11 protein-coding genes are annotated in these 11,545 nt (G+C 58.0%); 5 read left to right on the forward strand and 6 right to left on the reverse strand.

Annotated features, from left to right (window positions below; all coding sequences use genetic code 11):
- From PLJ71_10665 to PLJ71_10690, 6 genes are all read right to left on the reverse strand, one after another.
- Positions 1-275: Sua5/YciO/YrdC/YwlC family protein (locus PLJ71_10665; GenBank protein ID HQM49140.1), on the reverse strand; the 275-nt coding region annotated here is incomplete at its 3' end.
- Positions 250-867, reverse strand: coding sequence for an RdgB/HAM1 family non-canonical purine NTP pyrophosphatase (gene rdgB, locus PLJ71_10670; GenBank protein ID HQM49141.1), 618 nt, complete (start codon positions 865-867; stop codon positions 250-252). The genes PLJ71_10665 and rdgB, both read right to left, overlap by 26 nt.
- Complete coding sequence (gene rph, locus PLJ71_10675) at positions 860-1,570, reverse strand: ribonuclease PH (GenBank protein HQM49142.1); 711 nt, start codon at positions 1,568-1,570, stop codon at positions 860-862. Before rph ends, rdgB begins: the two co-directional genes overlap by 8 nt.
- Before the next feature lie 6 nt (positions 1,571-1,576).
- Positions 1,577-3,046: a S41 family peptidase gene (locus PLJ71_10680; protein HQM49143.1), complete on the reverse strand. Its 1,470-nt coding sequence runs from the start codon at positions 3,044-3,046 to the stop codon at positions 1,577-1,579.
- A gap of 295 nt (positions 3,047-3,341) precedes the next feature.
- The gene (locus tag PLJ71_10685) at positions 3,342-4,181 is read right to left on the reverse strand and encodes a DUF1559 domain-containing protein (protein HQM49144.1); all 840 of its coding nucleotides are present in this window, start codon (positions 4,179-4,181) and stop codon (positions 3,342-3,344) included.
- A 539-nt stretch (positions 4,182-4,720) separates the two neighbouring features.
- A complete protein-coding gene (locus tag PLJ71_10690; protein HQM49145.1) occupies positions 4,721-5,410 on the reverse strand; it encodes a polyprenol monophosphomannose synthase in 690 nt (229 codons plus the stop codon).
- A 238-nt stretch (positions 5,411-5,648) separates the two neighbouring features.
- Between PLJ71_10690 and PLJ71_10695 the strand changes: the two genes are divergently transcribed.
- The 5 genes from PLJ71_10695 to PLJ71_10715 are packed head-to-tail and all read left to right on the forward strand — an operon-like array spanning position 5,649 to position 11,489.
- Complete coding sequence (locus PLJ71_10695; GenBank protein HQM49146.1) at positions 5,649-6,023, forward strand: Hsp20/alpha crystallin family protein; 375 nt, start codon at positions 5,649-5,651, stop codon at positions 6,021-6,023.
- A complete protein-coding gene (gene lon, locus PLJ71_10700) occupies positions 6,023-8,386 on the forward strand; it encodes an endopeptidase La (protein ID HQM49147.1) in 2,364 nt (787 codons plus the stop codon). The genes PLJ71_10695 and lon overlap by 1 nt, the downstream gene beginning before the upstream one ends.
- Positions 8,387-8,421: 35 nt before the next feature.
- Entirely contained in the window at positions 8,422-10,128 is a 1,707-nt protein-coding gene (polX, locus tag PLJ71_10705) for a DNA polymerase/3'-5' exonuclease PolX (GenBank protein ID HQM49148.1), read from the forward strand.
- Entirely contained in the window at positions 10,110-10,787 is a 678-nt protein-coding gene (gene nth / locus PLJ71_10710) for an endonuclease III (GenBank protein ID HQM49149.1), read from the forward strand. The genes polX and nth overlap by 19 nt, the downstream gene beginning before the upstream one ends.
- A gap of 3 nt (positions 10,788-10,790) precedes the next feature.
- A complete protein-coding gene (locus PLJ71_10715) occupies positions 10,791-11,489 on the forward strand; it encodes a hypothetical protein (protein HQM49150.1) in 699 nt (232 codons plus the stop codon).
- Positions 11,490-11,545: the final 56 nt, after the last annotated feature.

Genomic DNA, 11,545 nt, shown 5'->3' on the forward strand with positions numbered 1-11,545 from the left:
AGCGGCCCGGGCCAGAAACGCTCGATGAACCGGCGGGCGGCGGGCGATATGCCGCCCGCAAAACCTTCCAGTTGGGCAAGACTGTCGATGATCAAAAGTACCGGCTTATCGTCAGCCCTTCCCTTGCTTCGAAAGAGACGGCCGATCGCCTCATCGTTACGTGGGTCTACCCCCAGGCCGTAAAGGGTTTCGGTTGGATAGGCAATGATCTCTCCGGCGCACAGGGCATCGGCGGCGAACCGGATCCCGTCAGCTGTTGCAGGAACGACTCTCATGAATGCTTTCCAAATAGGCGCGGAGCTTGCCAAAGGCGCGCGCGCGATGACTGATACGCTGCTTGACTTCGGGTCCGAGCTCCGCAAAGGTCTGCTCAAACCCTGCCGGGATAAAGAGAGGATCGTAGCCGAAACCGGACACACCGCGCGATTGAAAAGCGATACGTCCCTCAACCGTGCCGGTTTCGCAGTGCGTACGGCCGTCCGGGTGGGCGATGACCGCGCAACACACAAAGCGCGCAGTGCGAGCCCCCTCCGGAATCTCCGCGAGCTCTCTTAAGAGCTTCTTGTTGTTTTCCACATCCGAGCTTGGTTCACCGGCATAGCGTGCAGAATAGACGCCCGGGGCGCCGTCCAAGGCATCTACAACGATGCCCGAATCATCGGCAACACAGGTATAGCCCGATGCCTGCTGGTAATAAACCGCCTTCATGAGGGCATTTTCAGCAAAAGTCTTGCCGTCCTCCAAGGGTTCAGGAAGGTCCGGCAGGGCGTTCAGGCCTGTCACCCGCCACGGGAGCCCTTCCAGAAGCCCGGTGAGTTCAGCAACCTTATACTCGTTCTTGGTGCCGAGCAGGAGGATCTCAGGCAATTTGCAGGGCCTCCCGCTGTAACGCGAAAAGGCGTTCGCATCCCGTATACGCCAGTTCGAGGAGCGACTCCAGCCCTTGTCTGGGGAAAGGCTCTCCTTCGGCTGTTGCCTGTACCTCGATCAAGTTTCCGTCGCTCCGGCACACGATGTTCATATCTACGTCTGCAGCGGCGTCTTCTTCGTAACACAGGTCGAGGCGGGCTTCGCCATCCACAAGCCCCACGCTGACCGCCGCGCATTGGCCCAGAAGCGGCGATGTCGTTATCGTGCCCTGGTCAAGCAGGGAGTGAATGGCATCGTGCAGGGCAACATACGCGCCCGTGACCGCGGCCGTGCGCGTTCCGCCATCCGCCTGAAGAACATCGCAATCCATGATGATCTGGCGCTCGCCCAGGAAACTCAGGTCGACAACGTTCCGCAAAGACCTCCCGATCAAACGGCTGATTTCCTTGGCCCGCCCGGAGCTCAGCGAATCTCTCGAGGTCCGGGTATGGGTAGAACGCGGCAACATGGCGTATTCGGCGGTTATCCATCCCGTATTGGTTTCTCGCAGGAAAGGCGGCACCCGGTCTTCGACCGTAGCCGTGCAGACCACCTTTGTCTCTCCAAAAGCGACAAGCACGGCCCCCTCCGCATACCGCGTGTATTGCCGTTGAAACGTTACGGGCCGCAACTCATCCTTCTGGCGGTTATCCGGGCGCATTCCCCGCTATTCTCCGGGCGGCTCCGGCGTTTCCACTTGCGGGACCACCTCGGCTTCGCCCTGTGCGGGCGCCTTCTCTTCGGCTTTCTTGTCTTCCGCCGCCGCTACCTGGGTCTCTTTCGTATCCCGATGGTACTTTTCGACCAGGTTTTCAAAGACCGGATCTTCCTTAAGGATTTCCACCGCACGCGCCAATTGAGTGTCTTCGACGCTTTCTTCCGTTGCCGCATTACCCGTTACGCTGCCGTGGTTCTGTCCGCCGCGACGCAAAGTGGGATCCTCGATGAATGACTCGCGCATCTGGTCGAGCAATTTGCGTTGATGTCCCTCGGCCATTTCGACATCGACATCGGGCAAGATGCCTTGCTTGTGAATCGTGACTTCCGCGGGCGTGTAATACAGGGCTGTGGTCAATCGCAGCGCGCTTCCAACGGGCCGCCTCAAGGGGATGATCGTTTGCACGCTCCCTTTTCCAAATGTTTGCTGGCCAATGATAAGTGCGCGCTTATAAAACTGGAGCGCCCCGGTAACAATTTCCGAGGAGCTGGCCGTGAACTGGTTCACAAGCACGATCAAGGGAAAAGACATGGGCTCCGCAGGGCCGCCCTTCGTATAAAGCATCATGTCTTCTTTGAGCTCGCCCGTTTCAAGATCGCGCTCTTTGGTATAGGTGACGAGGGTATTCGACTCGAGGAACAGGCTGCAGACATCGACGGAGGCATCGAGAAGGCCGCCCGGGTTCCAACGCAGGTCAAGTATGAGGGATTTCATACCCTGGTCATCGAGGTCCTTGAGGCATTTCTTGAGTTCTTCCTGGCTGGTTCGTTTGAAATCGCTCAAACGGACGTAGCCGATGCCGTTTTCGAGAACGCGCGCCTCGACGATGCTCTCAATGGGAATCTTGCCCCGCTTGATATCGATCTCGAGGACTTCGTTGTCAACGCCTTCCTCGGTCGCGGGGCGAAGAAGCGTGAGCTTGACAACGGTGCCGCGCGGACCTTTGATGAGCTGCGCGGCTTCGGCAAGGCTCATGCCTTTCGTGGAAACGCCGTCGATCCTGATGATGCGGTCGTTGGGATACACGCCTGCTTTGGCGGCCGGCGAGCCCTCAATCGGTTGAAACACCATGATATTGCCATTTTCGTCGAGCTGAATCGTAACGCCGATGCCGTCGAACTCCCCCTGGGTTTCGTCGGTCAGATCTTTGTAGATCTCCGGCGAAATGTATGAACTGTGTTCATCAAGGGCGTTCATCATCCCCTTCAGACCGCCTTCGACAACGGTGTTGAGATCGGGTTCGTAGACGTAGCTCTTGAGTATTTCGTCCAGAACATTCCCAATGGGCTCGATCTGAGTGAAGACGTCTACATCGGTTTGCTGGGCGAAAATGCGGTTTATAAAACCATTCGACAACAGCAATCCGAGAAAGACCAGAAAACAGAGCAAGCCCACGAATTGTGAACGCGTATTGCGCATCTAGTGCCTCCTGTCGGCAAAGGTCATGTAATTACACTATATCTGGAAACCATTTCAGCCACGAAAGGCTTCACCAATTTGCTTAAAAGATGATACCAGAAGGCGTTTATGATTGCGAACAAGCGTGAGCTCGGGTTAGCGATCGCCCCGCGCACCCGAGCGCGGAGAGGAAGAAACGCGTGTCAGGCTAAGTCCGCCCGGTGTACTTACTTAACAGCCAGCGTGCGGCCGGGAAAGCGTGGGCGGCGCACTGCGCCGCCCATACCGATGCATTTCTCCGATCAGACGACACAATCTAATGGCTGGCTTCGTGAAGCAGGAGTCCACCTTCATCACATGGGAAATCTCCCGGATAGCGAACGAATTCCACGTGGCCATCCATGTACAGAACATTGCTCCCGCCCGGAACATGGTTGAAATGGCTGGCTTCCTCCGCCACCTGGTCCCACATGACAGCGAGCGTGGACTGGGCCTGGGCGCTGCCAGTGGGATTGTTGATATCCGTGACAAAAAACCGCTCAATGCCTTCCCGGAGCCGGTAAATGGTCTCCTGGCCCGCCATGCTTGTGTCAAGGGACCAATCCTGGTCCACTTTGCCTGGGTCAGCCGCTAGAACGTTGTCGACGAAATCATCAAGGTTTGAGTCGAACACGATGTAATCGGAGCTAACCAGGGCATGAGACAGCGCCCAGCCGTTGTAGGAGTAGGGGTGTCCCGTAACCTCGCACGGCTGTACCTCGCCATCGGGGACGCCGCCAAACGGCGCATAATGTCCGAAGGTCCCCCCCTCGTCCCACAGTTCAACCGGCGTTCCCGCATTGACCGCGCTGGGGCAGATGAGCACATTGAGGTCCGTCAGATATTCGGGGTAGATCGTCTCCACGGCCACTCCCTGGTCGAAAGCCAACTGAGCGCCTGCGCAGTCGAAGACCATCATGAATGGAAACTTCTCCCCTTTGGCTTCGTTGGCATACATCTTGAACACGAGACCCATCTGTTTCAGATTGTTGGCACAACTAGCACGGCGCGCCGATTCGCGGGCACGGGCCAAGGCCGGTAGTAGGATTGCGGCCAGAATGCCGATAATTGCAATGACCACAAGCAATTCTATTAACGTAAATCCCTTCTTAAACATAGGTCAACTCCTCCAAATCCTTGTTATGACGTTGCAGATGAGAACTGAACAAATACCCAGTGATCCCATGCGTGACAAATCGCATGGGAATGGGTCAGGAACCAAGAGCTGGGATGGATTCAGACGGGTTGAGGCGGAGCACGCAAACGGAAGGATAAGACGGCCATACGGGGAAGCAGAAGGTGCTTTCCAAAAGCCGCAATCCGGCCGGCGCCGGCAAGAGCCGAGAGAAAACCGGCTAGCCCCGCCAGGACGACGGGAGAAAACAGGAGCATGCACAACGAGCAGGAATCTGGTACGCCCCTATGGTGGTGTAGAGATGGAATTGCATAGTGAACAACGGCCGCCGCATACAAACCCACCAGAATGCATGCGGTAACGGTGCGCAGCCTTGCACCGCCTCTGTTCGACGTGCGAAACAACATGTCAGCTGATGTACTCGCCTCTATAAGAGCTTGTGTAGGTATTTTACACGACTTTCGCCTGGAGTCAACCTGGAACCGGGAAGAACGAGGCTGTTTCCATCTTGCGTACCGGTGCTATTCGAACCGAAGACGAAACAGGTTCTTCACCCCGCCCCAGATTTCCTTCATACTCATTTTGGAGGCTCCCTGGGCACGGTCTTCGAAGATGATGGGCGTTTCTCCGACTGAAAACCCGTTCTGCACGCAACGATAGAGAAGCTCTACAAGAAACGAATATCCATGGGACGCCAGGGCATCCAGATCGATGTTTTCCAGGACTTCCCGGCGGTAGCACCGGAATCCGGAGGTCACGTCCTTTGCGGAAAGACCCAGCATGAACCTCGCGAATGCGTTAGCCGAACGGCTCAGCACTTGGCGATGAACGCCCCAGTTCCTCGTTCCGCCCCCCGCAATGTAGCGTGACCCAATACCGACATCGTGCTTGTCAAGCAGGGCGAACAGCGCCGGCAGCCTGGCCGGGTCGTGGCTGAAATCAGCATCCATACCGCCTATCCGTGCATATTCGTGCTCCAGGGCATACCGGAACCCGGCGACATACGCCGTCCCCAGGCCCAGTTTTCCCGGCCGGCGTATGACGTGCACGCCGGCGATCGCCGCGGCCTTGTCTCCCGTCCCATCGGGTGAGCCATCGTCGACCACTACCACGTCGAGGCCGCTCCATGCATCACGGATGGCATGGATCAGCCGCTCGATGTTCTCCGCCTCGTTGTATGTGGGAACAATGACTACCGAAGCGTCAGACATCCTGGGCAACCTTCCATTATTGAATCCCCATTGAAATCTCAATTCAGAGACACGCAATTATAGGCAGGTTCTTTTCTTGCTTCAACGAAAACGCGGCCGATATACTCTCTTGACCGGGCGATTTTACAGGTGCGCTTTACGCGTGACGCTGTCGCGCACGAGAACGCTGCTCCCTGACAACAGCGCCCTCTCACATTGTGTTTGGACGGATGACTGAGCGATACGAGAGGAACGGGCAATGCCTCGATACCCAAACGTCTATTTCCACATGTACGCGCTGAGCCCTCGAAGACAGGTAGAGGCCTTTTCTCCCACGGACTGGGAACCCCCCCTTGACATCTATGAAACGGAAGACACCATCGTGATCATCGCCGAGTTGCCGGGGGTGAAGAAAGAACAAGTGAACGTAACGGTCGAACGCGACATCCTGATTATCGAGGGAGAACGGCCAAAACGGGTGCCTTCGCGGACGGTTCACGTCCATCAGCTGGAAATCCCGTATGGACGGTTTGCGCGGCGGGTTCAGCTTCCGGCAAACGCCGATGTGGAAAGTATCCAAGCCAGGTTCCGTGAGGGCTACCTCCGAATCGAGGTGCCAAGGAGCGCATCGTAATGGCTGACGGCAATGACTCCTCCCAGGCAACCATCACGGGCGGTAGCGGCCACGCGCCGGAAACGCTCCCCCTGTTACTGCTCAACAAGATCGTACTGTTCCCATTGGCTGCCATGCCGATTCGCCTTACCGAGGAGAGCGACAAGAGACTGATCGACGAGGCTGCTTTGGGCCACAAGATGCTCGCTGTGCTGACCGTGCGCCAGGATAACGGCAAGGCAAGAGCACTCGATGCGGCGTACGACGTGGGTACGACGACCCGTATTCTCCAACTTCAGCGCCTCCCCGATACAAGCCTGGTAGTGCTTCTCCAGGCCCTGGAACGGTTTCGGCCCCTTGGCCTGACGAAACGAGAGCCCTACCCGATGGTGCGCGTCGAAATCCTCGCCGAAAAAGCCACCTTTCCGGAGAAGCTCCCTCCACTGGTGACGACCATTCGCCAACAGATGGCGCGTTACGCGGAACTGTCGCCCAATATACCCGACGAGGCCGTGCATGTCCTGGACAGCATCGAGGACCCCGGCCGGCTTGCCGACATCATTGCCGCCAACCTCAATATCTCTGTTGAAGAGAAGCAGAAACTGCTTTCCGCGACGGATCCTCGCGAACGGCTGGAACGGCTTGTCTATGTCGTGGGCAATGAACTCCAGGTCATGGAGGCGTCGCACAAGATTCAGGCGGAGGTCAAGAGTTCGATAGACGCCGCCCAACGGGAGTTTTACCTGCGCCAGCAGCTGAAAGCCATCGAGGATGAGTTAGGGATCGGGGAAAAGGGGCGGCCGGAACTTGAGGAGTACCGGCACAAGATCGAGGCCTTGAACCTCAACGAAGAGGTCCTTAAAGAAGCCTTGCGGGAGTTGGACCGCCTGCGCCAGATGACCGAGGCCAGTGCGGAATACCACGTGATTCTCACCTACCTCGACTGGTTCGTGGACCTTCCCTGGAATACGTCGACCGAAGACCGGCTAGACATCGTGCGGGCAGAGAGAATACTCGAGGAGGACCACTACGGGCTGAGCAAGGTCAAGAAGCGCATTCTCGAGTACCTTGCCGTCCGAAAGCTTCAACCCGATGCTCCGGGCCCCATTCTCTGTTTTGTGGGCCCGCCCGGGGTCGGGAAGACGTCGCTCGGCCAATCCATTGCGAGGGCGCTGGGGCGGAAGTTTGTGCGCATGTCTCTCGGCGGCCTTCATGACGAGGCCGAAATCCGCGGGCATCGGCGGACGTACGTGGGCGCCATGCCCGGCCGCATAGTCCAGGGTATTCGGAAAGCGGGCTCAAACAACCCCATATTCATGCTTGACGAGATGGACAAAGTGGGGGCTGATTTTCGCGGCGACCCGTCGTCCGCCCTGCTCGAGGTGCTGGATCCCGCGCAGAACAACTCGTTTACTGACAATTACTTGAACGTACCGTTCGATTTGTCGCGGGTGATGTTCATAGGAACCGCTAATATCCTGGACACGATTCCCTGGGCCTTGCGCGACCGGATGGAAGTCATCGAGATTCCCGGATACATCCTCGAGGAAAAGGTGCATATCGCCAGGAAATACCTCGTGCCCCGTCAGATGATCGCTAACGGGATTCCCCCCGGGAAAGTGACCATCGCCGTGTCCGCCATTCGTCGCATTATCGGGTCGTACACGCGGGAGGCGGGCGTGCGCAATCTCGAGCGCGAGATCGGCGCCGTTTGCCGCGGCTGCGCGACCGTCATTGCAAAAGGCCGCCGCAAACCCATCAAAGTGGGACCGAATGATCTCGAGCAATACCTTGGCACCGAGCGTTTTTACCATGAGGTCCTTGACAGGACGGGGCGGCCGGGCGTCGCCACGGGGCTTGCCTGGACCCCCACCGGAGGCGACATCCTGTTCGTCGAGGCGACCCGCATGCCCGGAAAAGGGCAGCTTACGCTTACGGGTCAAATGGGCGACGTGATGAAGGAGTCCGCCCAGGCGGTCTTGAGTTATGTGCGCGCAAACGCGGCCGCTCTCGGGCTGCCCCCCGACGAGTTCGCGAAGTTCGACATTCACATTCACGTTCCGGCGGGGGCTGTTCCCAAAGACGGACCCAGCGCCGGTGTAACCATGCTGGCAGCCATCACCTCGTTGCTGACCGGCAAGAAGGTAAAGCGCAACCTGGCCATGACGGGTGAAATAACGCTGAGGGGATTGGTACTGCCCGTTGGCGGCATCAAGGAGAAAGTGCTCGCGGCCGTCCGGGCCGGCGTTACCGAAATCATTCTTCCCGAACGCTGCGAAAAGGACCTCGAAGACGTGCCTGAGAAAGCCCGCAAGAAGGTGAAATTTCATTTTGTAAGAGAAATGCGAGAAGTACTGGCCCTGGCCCTTAATCTGAAAGTGTGATTAACGGACGGCCCTGCGCCTGTCGGAGCATCGGTATGAACCGCAAGGAAGTCGCTGCAATCCTTGAGGAAATCGCCCTTCTGCTCGAATTGTCGGGCGAGAACCCATTCAAGGCCCGCTCATACGAGAACGTCGCACGGCAAATACTTCAGTCCGCCGAGGACGTTACCGACCTGGTCAAGGCGAAACGTCTGCGCGAACTGAAGGGCGTAGGGGAAGCCATCGAGCAAAAGATCACCGAACTGGTGACTACGGGTCAGCTCAAATACTATCAGGAGCTGCGTGCAAAGTTCCCCGAGTCCCTGTTCGACCTCTTCAAGATTCCCGGTCTGGGTCCCAAGCGCATCAAGACGCTCTACGAGGACCTGAGCATCAAGACCCTGGGAGAATTGGAATACGCCTGTGTCGAGAACCGGCTCGTGTCCCTCAAGGGATTCGGACCTAAGATGCAGCAGAAGGTGTTGGACGGCCTGGCATTCGCGAAACGTCACCAGGGACTTTTCCTTGTCGATACTGCATTGGAGGCTGCTTACGCCATCCGGGATCACGTGCGCACGGGAAAATCGGTTTCGCGTGTCGAGATCGCGGGCAGCCTCCGCCGCCGCAAGGAGGTCGTCAAGGATATCGACGTGTTGGCTTCGGGGAGCAAACCGGACGCAATCATGACCCGGTTCGCGGAAGCGCCGGGCGTCGAGGCCGTCACGAACCGCGGCGAGACGAAATCCAGCGTCGTCTTATCATCGGGAATCGCCGTAGATCTCCGGGTCGTATCCAACGAGCAGTTCCCGTATGCTCTCGCGCACTTCACGGGCAGCAAAGAGCACAACGTCGCCATGCGGCAACGCGCTAAAGAGCGCAAGATGAAACTCAACGAGTACGGGCTGTTCAAAGGAGAGGACCGCCTTATCCCGTGCGAAGATGAGACCGCGATCTTCGCTGCATTGGACCTCCCTTTCATAGCTCCCGAGCTTCGCGAAGACATGGGCGAGTTCGAAGCGGATTCCCTGCCTGACCTGGTTACGCGGGACGACCTGATCGGGGTCATGCACTGTCATTCAACGTACAGCGACGGCCGAAGCAGCATCGAGGAAATGGCCGCAGCAGCCCGAGACCTGGGCTATGCCTACATCGGGTTCGCGGACCACAGCCAGACGGCGGCCTATGCAGGCGGACTCACACCCGCCGACGTTGCCAAGCAGCATAAGGAAATGGCGGCCATAGCTGAGAAACTTGATGGGATCCGTATTCTCAAGGGTATCGAATCTGACATACTGGGCGATGGGTCGCTTGACTACGACGAAAAGACCCTCAAGCGCTTTGACTTCGTGATCGCGTCGGTCCACAGCAGGCTCAACATGCCGGAATCGGAGGCAACAAAACGCTTGATTGGGGCGATCCGCAACCCGTTTACGACCATATTGGGGCATCCGACGGGAAGGCTGCTCTTGTCACGGGAAGGATATCCCCTCGACATGGACGCTGTGTTTGATGCGTGCGCAGAGCACCGCGTAGCTATCGAGATCAACGCGAACCCCCACCGGCTGGACTTGGATTGGCGTCACATCCGGAAAGCCAAAGAGCGAGGCATCAAGTTCTGCATCGGGCCCGATGCACACAGCGTCGAAGGGCTGGCGGATGTCGACTTCGGCCTCGGGATTGCCCGCAAAGGATGGTTGGAGAAGAAAGACCTGCTCAACTGTATGGACGCGGAGGAACTGCTTGCATGGCGGCAATCAAAATGACCCGGGAAGCAAATCGAGAACGCGCGCGTGAAGTCCTGCACGCGTTAGCGCGGGCTTATCCCGATGCGCGATGTTCGCTGGACTTCAAGGATCCGCTTCAGTTGCTCGTGGCTACCATCCTCGCGGCTCAGTGCACGGACGAGCGCGTCAACATCACCACTCCGGCTTTGTTCAAGCGGTACAGGACAGCGAAAGACTACGTCAGCGCGCCTGACCAGGAGCTGCAGGAGGCCATTCGGAGCTGCGGGTTTTACCGCCAGAAAGCAAAGGCCATCAAAACGGCGTGCCGGACCATCGTCGAACACTTCGGCGGGAAGGTGCCGGGCACCATGGAGGGCTTGCTTCAACTCGATGGCGTGGGCCGGAAAACGGCGAACGTCCTGCTCGGCGAATGTTTCAACACGCCTGGGATCATCGTCGACACCCACTGTAAACGCGTGAGCGCGCGTTTGGCCTTCACTAAGAATGGCGACCCGGCCAAAATCGAGCAGGACCTGATGCGAATTGTGCCTCAGGAGCGCTGGACGGAGTTCTCGCACTGCCTGGTATTCCACGGCCGCGCGACATGCCAGGCGCGCAATCCCAAGTGCTCTCAGTGCTGCGTTCGAGAGCTTTGCCCCTTCCCCGATACGCGGGAAGGCAAAAAGATCGCCAGATAGACGATGGCTGCAGCCAATCCATCCGAGAAGACGGCGGGCCGGTCACGGCGGGTAGCATTGCTTGTCGCCTTCTACGTGTTGCTTGTTCTCGGCATGGACACTCTCGCGACTCAAGGAGTGCGTTTCCCGTTCGAATGGCGGCTTCTATTGCGGTTCCGGCCAGGCGGTTTCGATGTATTCAAGTTCGCCGCGTGGTTTGTGATTCCCTTTCTGTTTGCTCTCCCTCACCTGGATATCGATGCTTTTACACTCAAACGCTGGCGGCGGTCCGATTGGTATATCCTGGCAGGGCTTGTGGCAATCGGCGCCTTGGCCGTGATCGTCATTCCTTCAATCCCGGGTGTTCGCGAAACCTACCGGGGTTTCGGACACCTCTCGCCCACACAGAAACACCATGTGTTCTGCTGGCACCTCGCCTGGAACGCGTCATGGCTCATTGGCTGGGAGTTCCTTCATCGTTACAGTCTCCTTCGCTCCTGGGACAGATGGCTTCCGCGGGCCGGATGGCTCATCGTGCCGCTGTCCGAGGGCCTGTATCACCTTCAGAAGGCGCCACCGGAAACGTTGGGAATGGTAGCCCTGTCGGTTGTACTGACACTGTGGGCGCGGAAACGTCAAAACGTCCTGTTGCCGTTCCTGGTGCACCTGGCCATCGAACTTGAACTTCTTGTGTTTCTGTTGCGCACCGCGCCCGGGCGTTAGTCACCCTTCCCGAGGGGGCGAAGGGTGATATAGACGTCTTCACCCTCGCATTTGAG

It is taken from the genome of Candidatus Hydrogenedentota bacterium, assembly GCA_035416745.1.
GTDB lineage: Bacteria > Hydrogenedentota > Hydrogenedentia > Hydrogenedentales > SLHB01 > UBA2224.

Bases quoted from the DNA above. Each gene is read 5' to 3' on its own strand.
- nth (HQM49149.1), top strand. From the start codon at position 10,110: ATGGCGGCAATCAAAATGACCCGGGAAGCAAATCGAGAACGCGCGCGT.
- rph (HQM49142.1), bottom strand. From the start codon at position 1,570: ATGCGCCCGGATAACCGCCAGAAGGATGAGTTGCGGCCCGTAACGTTT.
- polX (HQM49148.1), top strand. From the start codon at position 8,422: ATGAACCGCAAGGAAGTCGCTGCAATCCTTGAGGAAATCGCCCTTCTG.
- lon (HQM49147.1), top strand. From the start codon at position 6,023: ATGGCTGACGGCAATGACTCCTCCCAGGCAACCATCACGGGCGGTAGC.
- PLJ71_10680 (HQM49143.1), bottom strand. From the start codon at position 3,046: ATGCGCAATACGCGTTCACAATTCGTGGGCTTGCTCTGTTTTCTGGTC.
- PLJ71_10715 (HQM49150.1), top strand. From the start codon at position 10,791: ATGGCTGCAGCCAATCCATCCGAGAAGACGGCGGGCCGGTCACGGCGG.
- PLJ71_10695 (HQM49146.1), top strand. From the start codon at position 5,649: ATGCCTCGATACCCAAACGTCTATTTCCACATGTACGCGCTGAGCCCT.
- PLJ71_10685 (HQM49144.1), bottom strand. From the start codon at position 4,181: ATGTTTAAGAAGGGATTTACGTTAATAGAATTGCTTGTGGTCATTGCA.
- PLJ71_10690 (HQM49145.1), bottom strand. From the start codon at position 5,410: ATGTCTGACGCTTCGGTAGTCATTGTTCCCACATACAACGAGGCGGAG.